The organism is Streptomyces sp. GDS52, from assembly GCF_052246875.1.
Classification (GTDB): Bacteria; Actinomycetota; Actinomycetes; order Streptomycetales; family Streptomycetaceae; genus Streptomyces; species Streptomyces cathayae.
Genome location: NZ_JBQQCR010000002.1, coordinates 173,804 through 197,305, shown reverse-complemented (window position 1 = coordinate 197,305; position 23,502 = coordinate 173,804). Strand labels below are relative to the sequence as shown.

Here is a 23,502-nt window from a genome sequence, read left to right as displayed (position 1 = left end):
CCGCAACGAGGACGAGCAGGCGCGCGACTACGCCAAGGACACCCTGCCGCAGGCGCTGCCGCTGCCCCTGCGTGACCGCCCCGGCCACCCCGCAGCGGCCCGGCGCGAACTCGAACCCGTGAAGGCGGTCGTGCCGCTCGGGGCGGAACCCCGAGCGTCCACCGACCCGGAAGGCGGGGCCCCGCCTGTCCGGCGGACAGGGAACGCGACACGGACGGTACGGGAGCACCCTGCTCCTCCCGCAGCAGTGGCCGGTCGGCGAGGTCCCGCAGCAACTGCCGGTCGTGCCTCGTCGAGCAGCCCGAGCGCCGAGAGGGAGGCGGCCCACGCGGCGGACGTCAGGGTGCCGACGGTCTCGCCCACCACGGCGATCCGTGACCGGGCAGCGACAAGGTTTCCGGGGTGGTGTCGGGATTCAACGGATGCTCCGCAGCTCGCGGCGGAGCCGGGCAGCGGAGAAAGCCCCCGGCGGGAACCGGAACGGCGAGCACGGGTTCAGCAGGAAGGACGCCGCCGTCAGCGGGCGGAGCGGACCTTCCACGACCAGACAACCCCGTGCCGTACGGCCGGGCTGACAGGACCGGCTCCCTCGGCGCGTCCGGGTCACGGACCGGGGCAGCACGGGGCACCAGCAGAATGACGTCCATGGCATCCGACTTCCGAACCTCCGACGGCACCCAGGGCAATGCGATACGGAGGCGCCTCGCGGCGGCCGTGGCCGTGCCGGTCGTCATCGGCGCGGGACTGGGGCTCAGGGCCGTGGCGACGGGAGACGTGGCCAAGTACGGCGGGGACGCCCTGTACACCCTCCTGATGCTCGCCCTCGTCGTCCTGGTCGCACCACGGACGACGCCGCCGAGAGCCGCCGGAGTCGCGCTGGCCGTCAGCTGGGGCATCGAATTCCTGCAACTCACCGGGCTGCCGGCGGAGCTCGCACGGCACAGCACCGCCGCCCGTCTGGTCCTCGGTTCCACGTTCAACGCACCGGACCTGTTCTGGTACGCGGTCGGCGCGGCCGCCGGCTGGCTCGTGATGAGGGGATGCGCGGCACCGCGGCGGGACGCGTCACTTGACGAGACCGACGCCTGACCGCCTCCACGAGAAGCACCGCCATGCCCGCAGCGGCCCGCCACCGCCAGAGCGGCCGACGCAACCGACGCGGCCGGCACCGCGCCCGCCAGCCCCCCCACCCACCCGTACGAACGTCCTCCACGCGGAATGCCGGTCGCTGTCGTCACGGCCGAAGCCTTCCCTCCCCGTCGCCCCCGTCACGCACCCTCACAAGGGTGATGGAGTGTGCGCCCACCTGACGGGCGGGTCACCATGGCAAGGAGCGGGGGCCGTCTCGTCGTTCCGGAGGACTCCCACGGTGGACATCCTGCTGCCGGTCCTGTTCGCGGTGGGTGCAGCACTGAGCAACGCCCTCGCGACCGTCCTCCAGCGCAAGGCGGCCCTGGGCGTTCCACGCTCCGACAAGCTGCGGGCGGGACTCATGCTCGATCTGCTGCGGCGCCCCGTCTGGCTCATCGGCATCTCCGCCGTCATCACCGCGGCGGCCTGTCAGGCCGTGGCCCTCGCGACGGGACCGATGACGATCGTTCAGCCGCTCCTCGTACTGGAACTGCCGCTCGCCCTGGTCATCGCCACGCTGCTGCTCCAAGGGGGGCTCTCCCGCTCCGGCTGGGCGGCGGTGTGCGCCGTGGTGACAGGGCTCGCCGTGGCCCTGCTCGCCGCTTCACCGGCGGGAAACCGCACCCATGCGCCCATGGACCGATGGCTCCCGGCACTCGCCGTGTGCACCGCCCTGCTCGTCGGCCTCGTACTCACCGGACTCCGCAGGCCGGAGGGCCGGGGGCGTGCCGCGTGCTTCGGGCTGGCCACCGCCGTCTCGTACGCGGTGACGGCGGCGCTGATGAAGACATCGATGCACACACTCGACGACGGCGGTGTCACCGCCTTCCTCACCACTTGGCAGACCTACGGCTTCGCCCTCTTCGGCGCGGCCGCCCTGTTCTTCCTCGAGAACGCGATGCAGGCCGGACCGCTCGTCACGTTCCAGCCCGCGATCACACTCGGTGACGCCGGTGTGAGCCTGGCCCTCGGAATCACGATCTACGCCGAGTACGTGCGCGGGGGCTGGTGGCTCCCGCTCCAACTGCTCGGTGTCGCACTCATCGTCGGGGGCGTGCTGGCCCTCCCGAAGCTGCCGCTCGCCCGTGCCCTGAGCAGCGAGGACCGGAAGCCGCCCCCCGCCGAGACACCGTGAGGTGCCACATGGCGTCCATGGCGCGCCGGTACGCGGAGCGGGTGCCGAGGCGGTCGGGCAGGTGCATCAGGACGAACCGGGCGTGGATCAGATGCCACGGCGACGGCCGCCGCGGCCAGAGTCCGGGCAGCTCCGGACATCGCGTCCGCGCCCACGGCACGGTCCACCGACCAGGAACCCGGGCCGGTCATCGCCAGGACCAGCGCCAGGGCCCGTACCGGAATATCCCGCCCGCCGACGCCGTTCCACCCCCATGCCGGCATGCCCGAGTCAAAAGGATCGGGCGGTGGCGGAAGGAGCACCTCATGGCACGCAGCACAGCGCGGCCCGTCGTCAGGCTGAAGTCGGCAGCCGGTACGGGAGTCACCTACGTGACCCGTAAGAACCGTCTGAACGACCCCGACCGGCTCGTCCTGCGCAAGTACGATCCGGTCGCCGGAGAGCACGTCCTCTTCCGTGAGGAACGATGACACCCGCCTCCCTCGCCCTCGTGCAGTCCCGCGGAAGGAGACCGTGATGAAGGTACGCAAGTCCTTGCGCTCGTTGAAGTCCAGGCCCGGCGCCCAGGTGGTGCGCCGACGGGGCGTGACCTTCGTGATCAACAAGAAGGATCCGCGGTTCAAGGCCCGCCAGGGCTGACGAGCCACCGCACCACCCGGACGGCCCGGTACCGCGCTCGCGGTACCGGGCCGTCGCGGCGTGGTGCGGCGCCCGGTCGACGCGCGCCTGGCCAGGATGGAGCCCCACGCCCCGTCGGGGCGAGCGGACGTCCAGGAGGCGGAGATGGCGGTGGACCGGGTCGGCATGGTCGTACACGGCGGACGTCCCGAAGCCGCGGAGGCGGCCCGCACGGTCCGTGCATGGTGCGCCGAACATGCCGTCGCCTGCAAGGACATCGACGTGTGGAACGACGGCGAACGGCGCAGCGCCCGGCAGGAAGTGGCGGCGGCCGGCGACCCCGGCCTCGTCGTCACCCTCGGCGGGGACGGCACCTTTCTGCGCGGGGCCCGGCTCGCCGCCGCCATCGACGCGCTGGTCCTCGGTGTCGACCTAGGCCGCGTGGGTTTCCTGACCGAGGTACCCATGACCATGGTGCGTACGGCGCTGGACGCCGTGCACGACGACCGGCTCGACGTGGAGCAACGCATGCTGCTGACCATGCGTGCCTCGTGCCGCCTGGAGGTGCCCTCGGACATCGAGGCGCTCATGAGCTACGGCCGAGGCCCGCTCCTGCCCCCGGCCGGCGTGCGCTCCGACTGCGAGACGGGCGGCGAGTGGGGCATCCCGCTGGACGTGACCGCCCTCAACGACGTCGTACTGGAGAAGCTCGCCAGGGACCGGCAGATCTCGGTCGGGGTCTACATCGCGGGCCGGCTGCTGGCCTCGTACTCCGCCGACGCGCTGCTGGTGGCCACGCCGACGGGATCGACCGCCTACAGCTTCGCCGCCGGCGGCCCCGTGGTCTCGCCGGGCACCGAGGCACTGGTCTTCACACCGGTGGCACCGCACATGACGTTCAACCGGTCGGTCGTCGCCGCCCCGGACGAGCCCGTCGGGCTGCGGGTGCTGGAGCGCTCGGGCCGTGCCGCCGTCAGCATCGACGGCCAGCTCCGCGGCGTGATCGGCCCCGGTGACTGGATCGGCGTCTACGCCGCACCGCGCAGACTGCGTGCCGTACGGCTCGGCCCGATGGACTTCTACGGCCGCCTTCGTGACCGTATGAACCTCACCGACGCGCCTGCCGCGGTCGCCGACGGCACGCCCGCACCGCTCTGGCCGGTCCGCAGCGCGCCGCCGGGAGACCTGGCGCACCTCGCCCTGCCGGACGACCCGACGGCATCCGGGTGACGGGGCCCGTCACTCCCTGCCCCACCTGGGGACCTCCCGCGCCCCCGGGGACGCGGCACTCGGCGCGGACTGCCGGCGGAGCAGGCCCGTCAGCGTCAGGGAGCCCGGCCCGAAGAAGACCAGGAGAAGGAAACCCCAGCAGAACAATGCCGGGGCCAGGCCGCCGTTCTGCAGAGGAAAGGCACCGTCCTTCTGATGTTCGGTGAAGTAGGCGAAAGCCATGGCCCCCGAGCTGAGGAACGCCGCGCTGCGGGTCGCGACTCCGAGGAGAATGAGGGCACCGCAGACGAGCTCGATCACACCGGCGTACCAGAACGGCCAGTCACCCGTGGGGCTGGCCTGCCTGCCCAGTACACCGAAGAGCGTGGCGGCGCCCTCGCTGGTGAACAGCAGGCCGAGGACGATACGGAACAACCCCAGGACGAGAGGCTGGTGGCCGGCGAGCCGGTCGCTCAGTCGGTCGGTGCTCATCGCTGCGTACTCCTTGCACGATTGATGCGACGCAAATGGGCCGCCCGGGCGAGCGGCCGTCTGTTCTCCTCTACGCGCGGGGTGCTCCGACGGTTCAGCCGACCAGCACACCGGCCGAAACCGCCTGCCGGAAGGGGACGAGATACCCGGACCATGTCGCCCCCCCCAAGCCGCATTCTGATGCTGTCATGACAGCCCCTTCCGTGTGATGACGACGGGAAGGCGACCGGGTGGCCGTGCGCGGCTCCTCGGCCAAGGCGGTTCTCACCACCGTCCTCCTGCCGGCGCCCGCTCCCGCGGACAACGGGACGGCGACACTCAGCACACGGGGCCGCCGGATCGTCGACGCGGACGGCGGCCGTTTCACACTGCGGCCCGGCAACTGGCTTGGAACCAGAAGCACTTGGAACGGAACCGGCACCGGCAGCACGGACGCCGACCACCACACGGAGATACCGCTCGGCCTCGACCACGCCCCCATGCCCGAGAGCATCGCCGGCTTCCAGGAGAGCGGGATCAACAGCGTCCGGCGTGCTTCTCGGCTTCCCGGGAACCGCCTTGCCGGTACTGCTCTTCGCCGCTCCGGGCCCATCAGCGGGCCGGAGCCCTGCGAGGGCGCCCCGCGGCGGGCTGAGCAGTCGCTGGAAGTTCCCTGCGTGACTGTCCGCCCCCCCGAAAGCCCCAGCATGACGACGCCGGCACTTTGTCTCACATGTGGAAGAAGACGAGGGATCGGACGCGAAAGGGGTTACGCGTTCGCGCGAGGCCCGCTAACTTCCTTGAAATGAACCGGTCATGAGCCCGTTCGGGTGAAGGGACCGGTGCTCGACGGCGCGACGGCGCGCGCCCGGACTCCTCACGGCAGGCCCTCGGGCCGCCGCAACCCCCATAGTCCTGGAGACTCCTGTGCGCACGAGATCGCTCGGACACAGACGTGTCCGTACGTTGCTGACAGCCATGGCCTGCGCGGTGGGCCTGGCTCTGCCCATGGGCCCCGCCGCAGCTGCCCCCGCGCCCGCCCCGCCCGCCCCGGCCGGCGCGGGCGGCGCGGCCGGGGCCGCGGCAGCCGAAGACTTCCAACAGGTCACCCTAGCCAAGGGCGTCGCCGAAACGGGCGAACCCATGACCCTGGCCGTCCTGCCGGACCGCTCGGTGCTGCACACCTCGCGCGACGGCACCCTGCGTCGGACCGACGCGGCCGGCACCACCACCGTCGCGGGCACGCTGGACGTCTACAGCCATGACGAGGAAGGCCTGCAGGGCGTGGCCGTCGACCCCGCCTTCTCCGCCAACCGCTTCGTCTACCTCTACTACGCTCCCCGGTCGGCCACCCCGGCCGGCGACGCGCCCGCCGACGGAACGGCATCCGACTTCGCCCCGTTCGACGGCGTCAACCGGCTGTCCCGGTTCGTCCTCAAGTCCGACGGAACCCTGGACACCGGCAGCGAGAAGAAGATTCTCGACGTGCCCGCCTCCCGCGGCCTGTGCTGCCACGTCGGCGGCGACATCGACTTCGACGCGGCAGGCAACCTCTACCTGTCGACGGGCGACGACACCAACCCCTTCGCCTCGGACGGCTACACCCCCATCGACGAGCGCGCCTCGCGCAACCCCGCCTACGACGCCCAGCGTTCCTCGGGCAACACCAACGACCTGCGCGGCAAGATCCTGCGCATCAAGGTGAACCCCGACGCGACCTACAGCATCCCGGCGGGCAACCTCTTCGCACCCGGCACCGCCAGGACCCGGCCCGAGGTCTACGCGATGGGCTTCCGCAACCCCTTCCGGATGAGCGTGGACAAGGCCACGGGCACCGTCTACGTCGGTGACTACGGCCCCGACGCGGGCACCGCCAACGCCTCCCGCGGCCCCGCCGGACAGGTCGAGTTCAACCGGATCACCAAGGCCGGCAACTTCGGCTGGCCCTACTGCACCGGCAAGAACGACGCCTACGTCGACCACGACTTCGCCACCGGAACCACCGGGGCGACCTTCAACTGCGCGGCACCGAGGAATACTTCGCCGCGCAACACCGGACTGACCGAGCTGCCCCCCGCCCAGCCCGCCTGGATCCCCTACGACGGCGGTTCGGTCCCCGAGTTCGGCAACGGCTCCGAGTCGCCCATGGGCGGACCCGTCTACCGGTACGACGCGAACTCCACCTCCGAGGTGAAGTTCCCCGCCGAGTACGACGGCGACTTCTTCGCCGGCGAGTTCGGCCGCCGCTGGATCAAGCGGATCGAGACCGGCGGCGACGGGACCGTGCAGTCCATCAACTCCTTCCCCTGGAGCGGCACCCAGGTGATGGACATGGCCTTCGGCCCGGACGGCGCCCTCTACGTCCTGGACTACGGCACCGGCTACTTCAACGGCGACGCCAACTCGGCCCTGTACCGCATCGAGCACGTGACCGGCGGGCGAGCCCCGGTGGCCCAGGCCAAGGCGAACGTCACCTCCGGCGGGGCACCCCTCGCCGTCGCCTTCTCCTCGGCCGGCAGTTCGGACCCGGACGGCGACGCGCTCGGCTACGCCTGGGCCTTCGGCGACGGCGCCACCTCGACGGCCCCCGACCCGTCCCACACCTACACCACCAACGGCCAGTACACCGCGACACTGAAGGTCACCGACTCCACCGGCAAGTCCGCCACGGCCTCCGTCCAGATCACCGTCGGCAACACCGCCCCGACCGTACGGCTCGACACACCCACCGACGGACGGATCTACGACTTCGGCGCCGCCATCCCGTTCAAGGTGACGGTCACCGACCCCGAGGACGGCACGATCGACTGCGCCAGGGTGAAGGTCACCTTCATCATCGGTCACGACAGCCACGGACACCCGCAGACCTCGGCCACCGGCTGCACCGGCACCCTGCAGACCCTGGCGGACGGCGAACACGACCCCAACGCCAACATCTTCGGCGTCATCGACGCCGAATACACCGACAAGGGCGCGGGCGGACAGCCCGCGCTCACCGCCCACGACCAGCACATCACCCAGCCCAGCCACCGCCAGGCCGAGCACTACGGCGACTCCGCGGGCGTCCAGGTCATCAACCACACGCCCGCGCACGGCGGCAAGACGGTCGGCGAGATCCACAACGGCGACTGGATCTCCTTCACGCCCTACAGCCTCGACAACGCCACCGGCTTCACCGCCCGGGTCTCCTCGGGCGGCAGCGGCGGCACCCTCGAGGTCCGCGCCGGCTCCCCCGCCGGCACCCTGCTCGGCACGGCCACCGTGCCGGTCACCGGCGGCTGGGAGACCTTCCAGGACGTCACTACGTCCCTGACCGGCCGGCCGGCCGGCTCCACCACCCTGTACCTCGTCTTCAAGGGCGGCAGCGGCGCCCTGTTCGACGTCGACGAGTTCTCCTTCACCACCTCCACCGGCGGAGGCCCCCGTACGGGTGAGGTGAGGGGGGTGAACGGCAAGTGTCTGGATGTGGACAACGCGGGCACGGCGGACGGTACGGGTGTGCAGGTCTGGACGTGCAACACGTCGGCCGCGCAGCGGTGGACGGTCGCCGATGACGGCACGCTGCGGGCGCTCGGCAAGTGTCTGGACGTCTCCGGTGGGGGGAGTGCGGACGGCAGCCGGGTCCAGTTGTGGACGTGCAACGGCACGGGTGCGCAGAAGTGGGCGGCCCAGCCGGACGGGACGGTCCGCAATCCGCAGTCGGGCAAGTGTCTGGACGCTTCGGGCGGTACGTGGAACGACGGGACGCCGGTCCATCTGTGGACCTGCCACACCGGACCCAACCAGAAATGGACCCTGCCGTAGAAAGGAGGCGACCCACCATGCGTACCCCGCTCAAGACGGCGCTCAGCCTGTGTGCCGGCGCCCTGCTCTGCCTGACCCCCCAGGCCGCGGCCCCCTCCGCTGCCGCACCCGCCTTCGACCACGCCGCGCACGCCCCGGACCGTACGGTCACCACCACGGCCGACCCGGCGTACGAGATCCTCGTCTTCTCCCGTACGGCGGGCTTCCGCCACTCCTCGATCGACGAGGGCATCGCGGCCCTGCGCGACCTCGGGGCGGCGAACAACTTCACCGTCACCGCCACCGAGGACCCGACGGCCTTCACCACCGCCCACCTGGCCCGGTACCGGACCGTGGTCTTCCTGTCGACCACGGGCGACGTCCTCGGTCCCACCCAACAGACCGCCTTCGAGCAGTACTTGGGCGCGGGCGGCGGCTACGTCGGTATCCACGCCGCCGCCGACACCGAGTACGACTGGCCCTTCTACGAGGGACTGGCCGGCGCCCTCTTCCAGTCCCACCCCGCCATCCAGCCCGCGACCGTCAAGGTCGAGGACCGGGCGCACGACGCCACCGCGCACCTGGGCCGCACCTGGCAGCGCACCGACGAGTGGTACAACTACCGCACCAACCCCCGCACCACCGCCCACGTCCTGGCATCGCTGGACGAGTCCAGCTACTCCGGCGGCACCATGTCCGGCGACCACCCGATCGCCTGGTGCAAGGACTACGCCGGTGGCCGCGCCTTCTACACCGGCGGCGGCCACACCGAGGAGTCCTACGCCGACCCCGCCTTCCGCAGGCATCTGCTCGGAGGGATCCGCTGGGCCGCCGGCACCACCCAGGCCGACTGCCGCCCGGAGACCGGCTACACGCCCCTGTTCGACGGCACCTCCACGACCGGCTGGAAGCAGGCGGGCCCCGGCGGCTTCACCCTGGCCGACGGCACCCTCACCTCGCACGGCGGACTGGGCCTGCTCTGGTACAACGCGAAGGAGTTCACCGGCGACTACTCGCTGAAGCTGGACTGGAAACTGAGCGGTGACGACAACTCCGGTGTCTTCGTGGGCTTCCCGGCGTCCGACGACCCGTGGTCGGCGGTGGACAACGGCTACGAGATCCAGATCGACGCCACCGACGCGGCCGACCGCACCACGGGAGCGGTGTACGGATTCCGCTCCGCCGACCTGGCCGCACGCGACGTCGCGCTGAACCCGCCGGGGGAGTGGAACACGTACGAGATCCGCGTCACCGGAGAGCGGCTCGAGATCTTCCTCAACGGCCGGAAGATCAACGACTTCACCAACACGGACCCGGCGCGCAGCCTGAAGCAGGGCCACATCGGACTCCAGAACCACGGCGACGGCGACGAGGCGTCCTTCCGCAACATCCGGATCAAACAGTCCGGATCACCGTCCGATCCCCGTACGGGTGAGGTGAGGGGGGTGAACGGCAAGTGTCTGGATGTGGACAACGCGGGCACGGCGGACGGTACGGGTGTGCAGGTCTGGACGTGCAACACGTCGGCCGCGCAGCGGTGGACGGTCGCCGATGACGGCACGCTGCGGGCGCTCGGCAAGTGTCTGGACGTCTCCGGTGGGGGGAGTGCGGACGGCAGCCGGGTCCAGTTGTGGACGTGCAACGGCACGGGTGCGCAGAAGTGGGCGGCCCAGCCGGACGGGACGGTCCGCAATCCGCAGTCGGGCAAGTGTCTGGACGCTTCGGGCGGTACGTGGAACGACGGGACGCCGGTCCATCTGTGGACCTGCCACACCGGACCCAACCAGAAATGGACCCTCCCCTGACGCGGGGCTCCTCCGGTGGTGTGTCGGCGTCGGACCGCTGATGCCCACCGGGCGGCACGGAGCCCACGGCTGAGCCCGACAGGCCCGGCGCACCGCCCTTCTCGGCGGTGCGCCGGGCCTGTCGGCCACGCAACGTGAACACGCGCTGTCCATGATCGTGAGGGAACTTCAAGGCGGTGTTCGCCCTTACCGAGGTCCAGGCCGAGGAAGACGCCGGTGCCGTCGGTGTCGCCGGTGTCGATTCCGTTCGGAAACCTTCCGGACGCCGCCGTAGCGCCCCTTGAGCGTGGCCCGGGCACCACGAGGCAGGCAGCACTCCGCCTCGTTCACGAGGGAGAGCGATTCAACTGAGAGTGATCGCGTAGACCTGTACCCGAGGATCGTTCTGCAGGCCGAGGGAACGCACGGTCTTCGAGGCGTCGAGCACCGCGGAGGAACCGAACAGACGCACCGGCGGGCCGTCCACACCCTGCCCGCGCTTGATCCGGTGCGGCATCTCCAGCGCCACGGAGTTGCCCTGCGGTGCCGCTCCCGCCCAGTCGCCCACGATGACCGGCACCTCGACGGTGGTGCCGTCGGTGTAGCGGACTGTGAGCAGGGTCGTCACCGGGCCGTGGTGGGCCGTGGTGACCAGGCGCAGCGAACTGTACGACCCGGCCGGGAGCAGCAGGGCCTGACCGCGGGCCTCGACGAAGTTCGAGGCAGTCCCGGACGGATCGGGAGCGTGGTAGGTCACGCCGTCCCAGACGACCGGCCCTGCTGCGGGCAGCAGATCGCCGTCGTAGCTCCACCCCGATCCGTCGAAGTCGCCCTCGCCGGAAGCCGCGACGGTTGCGGTACCGTCGTGGTTCACCTCCTTGCCGAGGTCCAGGGCACACTCCTCACCGACGTCCGCCGCGCAGCGTGCCGCGGCGCGCACCTCGATGGTCGCGACGCGTTCCACGCTCTCCACACCGTTCGCGGCCGCCGTGATCCGCACGGTGTACGAACCCGGCGCGGTTTTGGCCGGGAGGGTCACGTCCACCGCCGCGGTCCGCTGGACCGGCAGCCGCCGGGACACGAGCGAGAAGGGCCTGGTGGTCTTCACGGTCCAGCCCCGGGGAACCTTCGCGCCGACGCCCACCCGTAGCGTGCCGGGGGACTGGCCCAGCACGTCCAGTCCCAGACGGACGTGCTGGGCGCTGTCGGCCGTCGGCAGGACATCGGATCCGGTACGGAGCGACGCGTCGAGGCGTCGGCGGGAATCGGCTGCCGCGCGGTTCACGGACGGCGGCTCCGCCCCCTTGCCCGTACCCCAGACCGACGGCTTGCCGGACATCTCGAAGACGAGGTCACCGCCCCTGGCGACCGCGTCCCAGTCCAGCCAGGTGGCGCGCAGGTTCTTCCCACCGAACTTCGCCCGCTTCACATAGCGTTGGGAGTCGCTCGTGCCCGGTGCCTTGACGGTCAGGGTGCCGCCCTGCTGGCCCCTGTAGTCGCCGATACGGATGACCGCCGACGGGAACTGGGGGCTGGAGACGGCGAGGAAGTCGCCACCGTTCGTCGTCGGATACAGGCCGAGGGAGGAGAAGACGTACCAGGCCGACATGGTGCCCAGGTCGTCATTGCCGGTCATGCCGTCGGGCCCGTCCGTGAACAGCGTCATCGCGGCGCGGACGACGGTGGCCGTCTTGGCAGGTGCGCCGGCCCACAAGTACATGTACGGGGAGTGCAGATCGGGCTCGTTGTTCGGGTTGTAGGTCGGCTTTCCGTAGTAGTCGTACGGTGCCGAGATCCAATCCTCGCGAGCGGTTTTGGCAGGGTCCTCGAGGAGTCTGTCGTACACGAAGAAGGCGTCGAGCCGCTTCTCGGCCTCCCGCTTGCCGCCCATCAGGGACACGAGCCCGGCCGGGTCCTGGGGCACCAGCCACTGGTACTGGTAGGCGCCGCCCTCATGGAACTGATGGCCCGCCTCCACGGGATCGTACGGCGTCAGCCAGGTGCCGTCGGTCGTGCGCGGCCGGAACTGCTTGATGGAGGAATCCCACAGGTTCCGGTACCACTGGCCGCGTGCCGCGAACGTGCGGGCGTCCGCCGTGTGCCCCAGCTCCCCGGCCATCAGGGCCAGCGACGCGTCCGCCGCCGCGTACTCCAGGGTCGCCGAAGCAGGATGACGGCAGTCGTTGTCGCCGCCCTTGTCCGGACAGTCCTTCCCCGGTTCCAGCCCGCTGGGGATGTAGCCACGCTGCTGGTAAGCGGCGATGCCCGCACGGCCGTTGTAGGGGGAATCGTCCGGCGGTGCACTGAGGGCGTTCTTTCTGAGAAGCGCGTACGCCTCCTTCTCGTAGCCCGCGAGCAGCCCCTTGGACCACGCCTCGACGAGGAACGGAGTCACCGGGTCGCCCGTCATGATGTTGGTCTCGCTGTTGGCGAGCGACCAGCGCGGCAGCCAGCCGCCGTCCCGTCCGATCGCGACGACCGACAGCGCGACATCGCGGGCGACCTTCGGCTGCAGCATCTGGAGCAGTTGGTTCTGCGGCCGGTGGGTGTCCCACAGCGAAAGGTTCTGGTAGGGCGTGAACCCGGACGCGGCATGGGACTTCCCGTCGAAACCCGCGTACCGGCCGTCGACGTCCCCGGCGAGGTTCGGGTGCAGTTGCGCGTGGTAGAGGGCCGTGTAGAACGCGCGTCGCCGCTCGGTGGACCCGCCGTCGATCTTCACGGCGGCGAGCTGCCGCTCCCAGGTAGCATGCAGCGCCGCGCGGGTGGCGTCGAAGTCGTACGAGTCGTCCGTCTCCGCCTTCAGGTTCTTCCGGGCGCCTTCGATGCCCGTGTAGGAGAGCCCCACCTTGACGACGACGTCACGGTCGGCGCCGGCGTCGAAGGTCACCCAGGCACCGTTCCCGCCCTCGCCGGCCGCGTTTCGCTCACCGGGGGCGCGGGTGGAGCCCCGCCAGGTGCCGTGCGAGGCGAACGGCCTGTCGAAGGTCGCTGTGAAGTAGACGGTGTGCCGGTCCTTGCCCGCGCAGAAGTTGCCCGCCTCGACACGCCCCTCGACCGTCCGGTCGCCGACGACACGCACCCCCGAGCTGTACACCCGTTGGTTGGCCTTACCCGTGTTGAACAGGACATTGGCGCGGTCGGTCGAGGGGAAGGTGTAGCGCTGCCATCCCGTACGGGGCGTGGCGGTCAGCTCGGCGTCGATGCCGTACGTCTTCAACCCGACGCGGTAGTAGCCGGGTTCGGCGTCCTCGTCGTCGTGAGAATAGGCCGAGCGGTAGGCGTCGGGGTCGACGCTGTCGACCGCTCCGGTCGTCGGCATGAGCGGTAACTCGCCCATGACGGAGCAGCCGACACCCGAGAGGTGGGTCTGGCTGAATCCGTGGATCTTGTCCTGCTGGTAGTCGTACCCTCCCTGGCCACCGGTGTCCGGGCTGACCTGGACCATGCCGAAGGGGGCACTCGCGCCGGGGAAAGTGTTGCCGAAGTTCTGTGTGCCGATGAAGGGGTTGACCAGGGAAGTGAGTTGAGGAGCGGCGGCAGGGGCCTGGGCGATGGCCGGCGCCGGGCCCAGGGCGCCGCCGGCAACGAGCAGTGCGGCAAGGACTGTCGATGCGCGGTGACGCAATCGGCGGAGGGGTCTGCGCATGGAAACGGTCTCCGGTTCCTCATCCCTCATGCGCTGCGCGACATGAGAGATGATCTCCAAGGGACGGGCGGAGTGGGCACATCCGATCGGTCGCACGTGCAGTACTCGGAATCCTGGCTGGATGGAAGCGGACTAGATCACGCGTCTGACATCGTTGTCAATAACTTTGACGCCGACTGGTTACCGGCACTTCGGCCCGACTCGGAGCAGGATCCGATCACCAACCGATCACCGGCGGGCGCGGCACCGGGCTCGCGGTCCTGCCGACCGGCGGTGATGGTGCGGATCGCAATGATCCGGGAGGCACTGTCACGTTGGCCGACGGGTGGGACGATCTTCTCGTTGATCAGGTTGGGGGGTCGTCCATGGACAGAGTGCCGTCGTACCAGGGGCACCGGTACCCGGTCGAGGTGATCTCCCACTGTGTGTGGTTGTACTTCCGCTTCCCGCTGTCGTTCCGTGAGGTGGAGGAGCTGATGCTCCAGCGCGGCGTGCTCGTCTCCTATGAGACGGTCCGGCGGTGGTGCGCCACGTTCGGGCAGGCATACGAGAACGGACTGCGCCGCCTCCGGCCCCGGCCCGGGGACAAGTGGCATCTGGACGAGGTGTTCGTAAAGATCAACGGGGAGCTGAAGTACCTGTGACGGGCCGTCGACGCCGGCGGCACCGTTCTGGACGTCCTCGGGCAGAGCCGCCGGGACAAGGCCGCCGCCCGGCGCGAGGTCATGCCCTCCGTGGAGCACCGCTCCCATAAGGGCCTGAACAACCGGGCCGAGAACAGTCACCAGCCCACGCGGCAGCGCGAGCGCGCCATGAAAGGCTTCCATTCCGCAGGCGGGGCTCAGCGGTTCCTCGCCGCCTTCAGCGGCATCTCCCCCCCCACTTCCGACCCCGCCGCCACCTGATGACCGCCGGCGAACACCGCCTCGAGATGATCATCCGCTTCACCATCTGGGACCAGGTCACCAGCAGCACCGGCCTGGCCGCGGCGGCCTGACCCAACACACCAGCCAGGCCACAACACGCCCCGGCACGCCGTCGGCCGCTCACACCCTCGCCAAGGTGACAACGCCTTTACGAGTCCCACACCCGCACATGCGGGTTGATCTCTGCCTCCTGCTTCCGGCCTCGGGACCGGTGAGGCCGCATGTTCATGTGTCCCGTATTCCTCGATCATGCAGTCCAGCCTGTGACGCCAGTGTCTCCAGAGGGCCTGCTGGCGCGTCCCGCGACACCTGCGACCGGTGCAGGGCATCAGGGGTTCGTCGGTCCGGATCGGCCAGCCAGTGGTGGACTGCGAGCGCGGTGGTACGGGCATGCTCTTCCAGCATGGTGAAGTGGTCTCCGGGCACGGTGACTTCGGTGTGCGGAAGATCCCATACCGGGGCGGGCTCCGCGCCGGGCAGCGGGTCCCGGGCCCGTACGAAGAGGGTGGGGGAGGCGAGCCGCAAAGGCTTCCAGCCGGCGAAAAGCTCGAAGTACCCGGCCATGGCGGTGAGCCGGTCCGGGGCGGTCGGGAGGAACTCCGCCGCCCGGTGCAGCATGTCCGACGTCATCGCGGAGAGCGCCTGCCCATGGTCGTCGTCACTGCTGGGGTAGGTGTCCACCAGAACTACGGCGAGCGGGGCAAAGCCTTCGGCCTCCAGCCGCTCGGCCACGGTCTGGGCCACCCAGCCACCGGCCGAGCGGCCCAACAGGACCAACGGACCGTCACCCGCGGCCGCGCGGACGGCCACGGCCTGGGCGGTGACGAGGGCGTCCAACGTGGCCGGCAGCGCCTCCCCGGGCCCGAACCCCGGGTGCCGCACCGCCGAGACCGGCCGCAGACTCCGCAGCCCGGCGCCGAAGCGCGCGTATTCCTGGGGTCCCGAGAGCGCACTGAGGGCGGGGAAGCAGATCAGCCGGGGCCCCGCGCCGCCCGGTGCGAGCGTCACAGGATCGAGTGCCGCACCGGGCGCCCCCGCGCTGTCGAAGGCCGGGCGGAGGCGTGCGGCGATGGTGAGCAGCGCCATGCCGTCCCAGGTCCGCTCCCGGTCGCAAGCGGCGCGGAAGAGCGCACCCAGGGAATCCGAAGCCCCTCCGGCGTCCGGTGCGTCCCCGGCCCGCGCCGGAACTTGCGGTGGCCCGGCCGTTCCCGGACCGCCGGGAACACCGTTGTCCGCCGTTCGGTCGGGGCCGCCCGGGCGGCCGATGGCATCCGGCCGTGCGAGGACGCCGGGGCTGCCGGGGGCACCGGTGACGCCGGGAGGAGTCGCCTCCTGGGCGTACCGTTCCGCCAGTTCGGCGGCAACCGTGCGCGGGGTCGGGAAGTCGAACAGCAGCGTGGGCGGCAGCGTCAGCCCCGTCGACGTCGCGAGCAAGTTGCGCAGGTCCACCGCGGCCAGGGAGTCGAGCCCCAGGTCTGCCAGCAGGTCGTCCCCGTCGATCGCGGCCGCCCCCTCCGGGTGACCCAGTGCCGAGGCCGCCAGGGCCCGCACCTCCGTGAGCAGCAACTCGCCCCGCTCGCCCGGGGAAGCGGCCGCCAGCCGTCGGCCGAACAGGGCCCCGCCCCCGCCGCCCGTTCCCGCCGCATCGGGGACGGGCGGCCGGGACCGCGCCGCTGGACCGCCGCCGCTCAGGACGGCCGGGGCGAGGCGGGCCGCCACCACCACCGGGTCGTCACCGGCCACGGCGGCGTCGAAGAGGGCCAGGCCCTCGTCCGCCTCGAGCGGGCCGAATCCCGAGCGGGTCATCCGCCGCAGGTCCGTGTCGGTGAGGTGCGCCATCATGCCCTCGCTCTGCCGCCAGGGACCCCAGACGATCGACGTACCGGGCAGACCGAGCCGTCTGCGGTGCCGTGCCAGGGCGTCCAGCACGCAGTTGGCGGCCGCGTAGTTGGCCTGACCGGCGGAGCCGAAGGTACCCGCCACCGAAGAGAACAGCGCGAACATCGCCAAGTCGCGTCCCCGGGTCAGCTCGTGCAGGGCGAGAGCGGCGTCCGCCTTGGGCCGCAGTACCCGCTCCAGACGGTCGGCGGTGAGCGCCGGGAGGGTGCCGTCGTCCAGCACCCCCGCGGTGTGCACCACACCGGTCAGCGGACGGTCCGCCGGCACCGAGCCGAGCAGGGCGGCGAGCGCCGTCCGGTCCGCGACGTCGCACGCCCGGACGGTCACCTCGGCGCCCGACTCGCCCAGTTCCGCGACGAGTTCGTCCACCCCTGGTACGTCCGGTCCGCGTCGGCCGGCAAGCAGCAGACGTCGGACGCCATGAGCGGCGACCAGGTGCCGTGCCACCAGCATGCCCAGGGAACCGGTACCGCCGGTGACCAGGACGGTGCCCCCCGGATCGAGCCGCCGCCGGGACTGCCGTTCCCCCGTCGCCCCGGCCACCCGGACCAGCTTCGGTACGTACGCTGTTCCCCGTCGTACGGCTGTCTCCGGCGCCACGGCGGCCAGCAGGACGGGGAGGAGACGCACGGAGTCGGGGTGATCGTCCATGTCGACCAGGGCGAACCGGCCCGGATTCTCCCGCAGGGCCGAGCGGACCAGCCCCCACACCGATGCGTGGGCCGGTGCGGAAGCGCATCCACCGGATGCGCCGGAATCCCCGGAACCGGCACCATCGTCCGGGGTGACGGCGCCGGAGGTGACAAGAACGAGACAGGAGTCCGCCGGACGAGGTTCGGCGAGCCACTCCCGTACCAGCTTCAGTGCCCAGCCCGCCGCCCACCGTATCTGCGCCGCCGGGTCCTGTGCACCGTCGGCCGTGTCCGGTGGTGGTGGGCACGGTGCGACGAGGACGGCCGGTGATGCGCCGTCCGCCGCCAGGTCGGCGTGCACCGGAACGCCGGAACCCCGGGGCGCGAGCACATCCACCGGCCGGGTGCCCGCCGTGCCCAGGACGCCCCACGGGGGCACCACCGAAGGTACGGGCGGCTCGGGCAGAGGCACCCAGTCCATCCGGTGGAGAACCCCAGGGACCGGATCCACCGTTCCCGATCCGGTACGCGGAAGGGGCCGGAGCATCAGCGAACGCACCGCGGCCACCGGCGCGCCCGCCGCGTCGGTCAACTCCACCCCGGCCCGCCCGTCCGGACCGGGAGTGACCCGCACCCGCAACCGCCGCGCGCCGGCCGTGTGCAGGCGCACCCCGCCGAAGGCGAACGGCAGGAAAACCCCACCACCATCCGTCCTGTCCGTCCCGGCACGGTCCGCCGTGCGCCCGTCGAGCGCCAGGACGTGCAGCGCCGCGTCCCACAGCGCCGGATGCAGAACGAATCCCGGGCCACCCGCGTCCGGGAGTGGGGCCCCGGCGGCCTCGGGCAGCGTGACCTCGGCATACAGCTCCTCCCCGAGCCGCCAGGCGGCGTGCAGGCCCCGGAAGGCGGGGCCGTAGCTCAGCCCGCTTTCGGCCAGCCGCTCGTACGGGTCGGCACCCGGATCGCCGGCGTACAGCGGCACCGCGTCCGGCGGCGGCCAGGGCGCGGCCCCGGCCCCTGCCCCGGCCGCTCCGCGGTCCGCCGGCTGCCGCTCCGGCACGAGTGTCCCGGAGGCATGCCGATGCCAGGGCCGGTCACCCGTCGGCGTGTGCGGCCGGGCGTGGAAGAGCACGGTCCGCCGTCCCGCACCGTCTGGCCCCGACACCTTCACCTGCAGCTCGACCGTGCCGTCCGCAGGCAGCGACAGCGGCGCGGTCAGGGCGAGTTCGTCCAGGACGGGCGCGCCTGCCGACTCACCGACGTGCAGGGCCATCTCCACGAAGGCGGCCGCCGGCAGCAATATCTTCCCCGCCACCACATGGTCGGCCAACCAGGGCTGGTCGTGCACCGAGAGCAGCCCGCTCAGCAACAGCCCGTCGTCGTCGGCCGTCGCGGTACGGGACGACAGCAGCGGGTGGGCCGGGGCGTCCGGTGGGGGAGCGGCCCGATGCCGCGGGGTGGCGTCGAGCCAGTACCGGCGGCGCTGGAAGGCGTACGTGGGCAGGGGGACGCGCCGACCGCCGCGCCCGGCGAAGACGGCCCGCCAGTCGACGGGCACGCCATGGGTGTGCAGCGCGGCCACAGCGTCGAGCAGGGCGTCCGCCTCCGGCCGCGCCCCCCGCAGCGTCGGCAGGACCAGCGGCGTCGGGGTTCGCTCACCGACGGGCGCTCCGTTTGCGCCCGGGCCCGCCGGAGCCGCTCCGGTCGCGGCGAGGCAGCTGCGGACCAGGCCGGTGAGCACCCCGTCCGGCCCCAGCTCGACGTAGTGTGCCGCGCCCCGGTCCCGGAGATACGCCACCGAATCGGCGAAGCGGACCGGGCGGCGGACATGGCCCACCCAGAACTCCGGTGAGCTCAGCTCCTCCTTGGTGGCGGCCCGGCCGGACACGGCGCTGACCAGGGGAATCCGCGGTGCGGCGAAGAAGAGGCGCCGCACCACGTCCGCGAAGTCGGCCAGCATGGGTTCCATCCGCGCGGAGTGGAAGGCGTGGCTCACCCGCAGTGGCGTCGTGGACCGGCCCCGCTCCTGGAAGTGCGTGACGGTCTTCCGCACTGCGGTCTCGTCCCCGGAGACGACCACCGAGGCGGGCCCGTTGACGGCGGCGACCTCCACCGCACGTCCCGTCCCGGCGAGTCGGGCGGCCACTTCGGCCACCTCGTCCGCGTCGGCGGCCACGGCGGCCATCGCACCGCCCGCAGGCAGCGCGTCCATCAGCCGGCCCCGGGCCGCCACCAGGGTGCAGGCGTCCGCGAGGGACAGCACCCCGGCGACATGCGCCGCGGTCACCTCGCCCACCGAGTGCCCGGCCACCAGATCCGGGCGCACACCCCAGGTCTCGAGCAGCCGGAACAGGGCTGTCTCCAGGGCGAAGAGCGCCGGCTGCGCGAACCGGGTCGTGTGCAGGAGCGCTTCCGTCTCCGTGCCGGAACCGGCGAACACGACGTCCCGCAGAGGCACCGGCAGCAGCGGGTCGAGCAGGGAGCAGCTCTCGTCGAACGACCGGGCGAAGCTTGGATGGAGTTCCCGGGACTCGTACAATTCACGCCCCATACCAACGCGTTGGCTGCCCTGGCCGGTGAAGAGCAGGGCCAGCGGGCCCTGGCGACGGGACGTGCCCGTCCGCATCCCGGGCCGGCTTTTTCCCTCCGCCAACGCCCGCAGGGAGGCGAGCAGTTCCGCACGGTCCCGGGCCACCACCACGGCCCGGTGCTCGAAGGCCGCGCGGGTGGTGGCGAGCGAGTACCCGATGTCCACCGGCGCCGCGTCCGGGTCGGCGGCCACCTGGTCGTACAGCCGCCGCGCCTGGGCCCGCAGCCCCGGCCCGCTCCTCGCCGACACCGCAACAGCCACGGACGGCGGCACCGCCCCGCCATCGACGCGGCTGCTCCCGGCCTCGTAGTCCGCCACGGAAACCGGCGGCGGGGCATCCCGATCCGCCGGGGCCTCCTCCAGCACCACATGGGCGTTGGTGCCGCTGATGCCGAAGGAGGACACCCCCGCTCTGCGGGGGCGGTCCGTCCTCGGCCACTCCACCTCCCGGGTCAGCAGCGCCAACCGCCCCGACGACCAGTCGACCCGGCTGGTCGGTTCGCCGGCGTGCAGCGTACGCGGCAGCACGCCGTGGGCCATCGCCTGCACCGTCTTGATCACGCCCGCCACCCCGGCGGCGGCCTGGGTGTGACCGATGTTCGACTTCACCGAGCCCAGCCGGAGCGGATGCTCCCGCGCCTCCCGCCCGTACGTCGCCGAAAACGCCTCCGCCTCGATGACATCGCCCAGCCGGGTGCCGGTGCCGTGTGCCTCCACTGCGTCGATGTCCCCGGGGCCCAGCCCCGCGTCCGCGAGGGCCTGCCGGATCACCCGCTGCTGAGCCGGGCCGTGCGGCGCCGTCAGCCCGTTGCTCGCCCCGTCCTGGTTCACCGCCGAGCCGCGGACCACGGCCAGCACCGGAAGCCCGGCGCGGCGCGCCTCGGACAACCGGCTCAGCAACAGCATGCCGGCGCCCTCGGCCCATCCCGTGCCGTCGGCGGACGCACCGAACGCCTTGCAGCGGCCGTCCGGGGCCAGCGCCCGCTGCCGGCTGAACTCCACGAACGACGAGGGCCCCGACATCACCGTGACCCCGCCGGCCAGCGCGAAGGAACACTCACCCCGGCGCAGCGCCTGGGCCGCCAGGTGCAGGGCCACCAGGGACGACGAGCACGCCGTGTCCACCGTGACGGCCGGGCCCTCCAGTCCGAAGGTGTAGGCGATACGACCTGAGGCGACGCTTCCGGCGCTGCCGATGCCGAGGTAGCCCTCGACATGCTCGGGTACCTCGGTGAGACGGCCGGCGTAGTCGCTGTACATCAGCCCGACGTACACCCCGGTCGACGAGCCGCGCAGGGTGCGGGGAACGAGACCGGCGTGCTCGAAGGCCTCCCACGCCACTTCGAGCAGCAGCCGGTGCTGCGGGTCCATGGCCAAAGCCTCGCGAGGGGAGATGCCGAAGAAACCGGGGTCGAAGCGGTCCACACCGGACAGGAAGCCGCCCTCACGCACATACGTCCGGCCGGACCGCCCGGGGTCCGGGTCGTACAGCGCCTCCGTGTCCCAGCCCCGGTCGGTGGGGAACGGACCGATGGCGTCCCTCCCGTCGGCCACCAGCCGCCACAGCTCCTCGGGGGAGGCCACGCCCCCGGGATAGCGGCAGGCCATCCCCACGATCACCACAGGATCGTCGTCCGACCCAGCCGCGCCTCGGTGCGCGATCCCGGCTCCCGACGGTGCGGTGGCGCTCCGCGAACGGAGGTGGGCGGCGAGTGCGGCGGCCGTGGGGAAGTCGAAGGCGACGGCCTCGGAGAGCGGGAGGCCGGTCGCCGCCGACAACCGTTCCCGTAGCACCGTCGCCGTCAGCGAGTCCATGCCGAGATCGCGGAGCGCCGTTTTGGACTCCACTGCCTCCGCCGTGCAACCGAGCACGGCGGCAGCCTCGTTCCGCACCAGGGCCAGCAGATCCGCCGTCGACTCCTCGGCCGCCCCTGTGCCCAGCGTCCGTGCGGGCCGGTCGGCGAGGTCGTGCCGCCGCACCTTTCCAGAGGCGGTACGGGGGATGCCCTCCACCTCGTACAGTTCGGCGGGCACCTTGAAAGCGGACAGTTCCGCGCGACAGGCGGCGAGGACCGCCCCCCTGTCCAGTACACCGCTGCCCGGTGCGGGGACCAGATAGCCGACCGGCACCTCGCCGAAGACGGGGTGCGGGCGTCCGGCCACGGCGGCGTCCGCCACCCCGGGCAGCCGCCGCAGCACCGCTTCCACCTCCGAGGGGTGGATGTTCGCCCCGCCTCGGATGATCAGCTCACTCGCCCGGCCGGTGATCACGAGTTCGCCGGAGGCCTCGATCCTGGCCAGGTCGCCGGTGCGGAACCAACCGTCGCGCAACACCTCGGCGGTGGCCTCCGGCCTGCCGTGGTAGCCGGTCATGACCCCAGGCCCGCTCACCCACAACTCGCCCTCGCCGGTGTCCTGTCCGTTCGCGCCACCGCCGACCCGGACCCGGGTGCCGGGCAGCACCCGGCCGCACGACCCGGCCGCCGATGTGCTGCCCGGTGCCGCCATGGTGACCGGACCCGCCTCGGTGCTGCCGTAGTGCTCCAGGTAGGGGGCCCGGCAGATCGCCTCGAAGGACCTCCGGAACTCGGACCCCGCCGAAACGCCCCCGCTGATGCAGCCCCGCAGCGCGGGCGCCCTGAGCCCGCCGCCCTCCTCCCCGTCACCCCCCTCGCTCCGGACCGCGTCGAGCAGGGCCGAGTACGTCGTCGGCACCCCGCCGAGGAGAGTGTAGGGGGCGTCCGTACGGCGCAGTTCGCCGAGCACCTCGGCCACCGAGAACCGGGGCGGGAGCATGGCGCTCGCCCCGGTCGCGGTCACCCCAAGGGCGCAGACCACCTGGCTCATGGCGTGGTGGAGGGGCAACGGCCACAGCACCCGGTCCCGTTCCGACAGACCGAGAACACCGACGAGGCCCGCCGCGACCGGCGCGAGGCGGTTGCGCTGGGTGGACAGCACTCCCTTGGGGGTGCCGGAGGACCCGGAGGTGTAGAGCAGCCACGCCGTCTCGTCCAACCCAAGATCGTCCCGGGCGGTCGTCCCCGGCTCCGTACACGCCAACTCCTCGTACCGCAGAACGCCGCCCGCCGCCCCGGCCCCGTGCGCCGACGCTCCGGAGTCGCCGGTCAGCGGAGTGTCCCCGTCCTCCTCACCGCCCTCGGCCACCACCACGATCAGCCCGGAGCGGGACAGCAGTCCCCGCCGATGCGTCAGCCGGGCCTCATCGGTGATGAGCACGCGCGCACCACAGTCCTCCAGCAGACGGGCCAACTCCGCCCCTGAGCTCCCGGGATCCAGCGGCACCCCCACCCCGCTCGCCCGGGTGACGGCGAGCAGGCTCTCGACCGCCTCGACACGGTTGCCGAGCAGGATGGCCACCCGTTCGCCCCGCGCCAGGCCGAGCCCCGCCACATGTCCGGCCAGCCGTCCGGTCCTGCATTCCAGGTCCCGGTAGGTCCGCCGCGTACGGCGGTCCTGGAAGGCGACCTTCTCCCCGAGGCGCCGGGCATGTTCCCGGAGCGACTCCGGCAGTGGCCTGAGGGTGTCCGTGTCCGTACCCACTCGTTCCGCCCCTTCCGTGGACTCCTGGGGAAGATGGTGGCGCGGTTCGCCTGGTTCCCCTGCGGCAGTGGCACAGCGACCCTGCTCATTCCGTGGCGGAGGGCCCGGCCCTTG

General features: G+C 71.8%; 10 protein-coding genes and 1 pseudogene. 8 read left to right on the top strand and 3 right to left on the bottom strand.

Features of this window, described 5'->3' with window-relative positions:
- Positions 1-645: 645 nt before the first annotated feature.
- The 5 genes from ACTWJ9_RS31485 (at position 646) to ACTWJ9_RS31465 (ending at position 4,114) form a co-directional block, all read left to right on the top strand.
- Complete coding sequence (locus tag ACTWJ9_RS31485) at positions 646-1,089, top strand: ribosomal maturation YjgA family protein (protein ID WP_279337769.1); 444 nt, start codon at positions 646-648, stop codon at positions 1,087-1,089.
- A gap of 280 nt (positions 1,090-1,369) precedes the next feature.
- Positions 1,370-2,266 (top strand): DMT family transporter, encoded by an 897-nt coding sequence (locus ACTWJ9_RS31480; RefSeq protein ID WP_443296052.1) that lies wholly within the window; start codon positions 1,370-1,372, stop codon positions 2,264-2,266.
- 305 nt (positions 2,267-2,571) lie between these two features.
- Positions 2,572-2,736, top strand: a complete 165-nt coding sequence (gene rpmG / locus ACTWJ9_RS31475; protein WP_279337770.1) for a 50S ribosomal protein L33 — start codon at positions 2,572-2,574, stop codon at positions 2,734-2,736.
- Between the two features lie 46 nt (positions 2,737-2,782).
- Positions 2,783-2,905, top strand: coding sequence for a type B 50S ribosomal protein L36 (gene ykgO, locus ACTWJ9_RS31470; RefSeq protein ID WP_019525784.1), 123 nt, complete (start codon positions 2,783-2,785; stop codon positions 2,903-2,905).
- A gap of 144 nt (positions 2,906-3,049) precedes the next feature.
- Positions 3,050-4,114 (top strand): NAD(+)/NADH kinase, encoded by a 1,065-nt coding sequence (locus ACTWJ9_RS31465; RefSeq protein WP_388708663.1) that lies wholly within the window; start codon positions 3,050-3,052, stop codon positions 4,112-4,114.
- Between the two features lie 9 nt (positions 4,115-4,123).
- Here the strand turns inward: ACTWJ9_RS31465 and ACTWJ9_RS31460 are convergent, their stop codons facing one another.
- A complete protein-coding gene (locus ACTWJ9_RS31460; RefSeq protein WP_279337772.1) occupies positions 4,124-4,585 on the bottom strand; it encodes a DoxX family protein in 462 nt (153 codons plus the stop codon).
- Between the two features lie 957 nt (positions 4,586-5,542).
- Between ACTWJ9_RS31460 and ACTWJ9_RS31455 the strand changes: the two genes are divergently transcribed.
- Positions 5,543-8,368: a lectin gene (locus tag ACTWJ9_RS31455; RefSeq protein ID WP_443296051.1), complete on the top strand. Its 2,826-nt coding sequence runs from the start codon at positions 5,543-5,545 to the stop codon at positions 8,366-8,368.
- 17 nt (positions 8,369-8,385) lie between these two features.
- On the top strand, positions 8,386-10,152 hold the full coding sequence (locus ACTWJ9_RS31450; protein ID WP_279337774.1) for a lectin: 1,767 nt from the start codon (positions 8,386-8,388) through the stop codon (positions 10,150-10,152).
- Positions 10,153-10,495: 343 nt separating this feature from the next.
- On the opposite strand, the gene ACTWJ9_RS31445 is transcribed toward ACTWJ9_RS31450, so the two are convergent.
- Complete coding sequence (locus ACTWJ9_RS31445) at positions 10,496-13,780, bottom strand: GH92 family glycosyl hydrolase (RefSeq protein ID WP_387035085.1); 3,285 nt, start codon at positions 13,778-13,780, stop codon at positions 10,496-10,498.
- Between the two features lie 365 nt (positions 13,781-14,145).
- On the opposite strand from ACTWJ9_RS31445, the pseudogene ACTWJ9_RS31440 reads away from it, so the two are divergent.
- A pseudogene (locus ACTWJ9_RS31440) lies at positions 14,146-14,652 on the top strand (IS6 family transposase); the annotation flags it as partial.
- A gap of 279 nt (positions 14,653-14,931) precedes the next feature.
- Here the strand turns inward: ACTWJ9_RS31440 and ACTWJ9_RS31435 are convergent.
- On the bottom strand, positions 14,932-23,388 hold the full coding sequence (locus ACTWJ9_RS31435) for a type I polyketide synthase (protein WP_443296050.1): 8,457 nt from the start codon (positions 23,386-23,388) through the stop codon (positions 14,932-14,934).
- Between the last annotated feature and the right edge of the window lie 114 nt (positions 23,389-23,502).

What these genes read in the sequence shown, in the direction of transcription:
- ACTWJ9_RS31455 (WP_443296051.1), top strand. Translation starts at nt 5,543, where the DNA reads ATGGCCTGCGCGGTGGGCCTGGCTCTGCCCATGGGCCCCGCCGCAGCT.
- ACTWJ9_RS31485 (WP_279337769.1), top strand. Translation starts at nt 646, where the DNA reads ATGGCATCCGACTTCCGAACCTCCGACGGCACCCAGGGCAATGCGATA.
- ACTWJ9_RS31450 (WP_279337774.1), top strand. Translation starts at nt 8,386, where the DNA reads ATGCGTACCCCGCTCAAGACGGCGCTCAGCCTGTGTGCCGGCGCCCTG.
- ACTWJ9_RS31445 (WP_387035085.1), bottom strand. Translation starts at nt 13,780, where the DNA reads ATGCGCAGACCCCTCCGCCGATTGCGTCACCGCGCATCGACAGTCCTT.
- ACTWJ9_RS31460 (WP_279337772.1), bottom strand. Translation starts at nt 4,585, where the DNA reads ATGAGCACCGACCGACTGAGCGACCGGCTCGCCGGCCACCAGCCTCTC.
- ykgO (WP_019525784.1), top strand. Translation starts at nt 2,783, where the DNA reads ATGAAGGTACGCAAGTCCTTGCGCTCGTTGAAGTCCAGGCCCGGCGCC.
- rpmG (WP_279337770.1), top strand. Translation starts at nt 2,572, where the DNA reads ATGGCACGCAGCACAGCGCGGCCCGTCGTCAGGCTGAAGTCGGCAGCC.
- ACTWJ9_RS31465 (WP_388708663.1), top strand. Translation starts at nt 3,050, where the DNA reads ATGGCGGTGGACCGGGTCGGCATGGTCGTACACGGCGGACGTCCCGAA.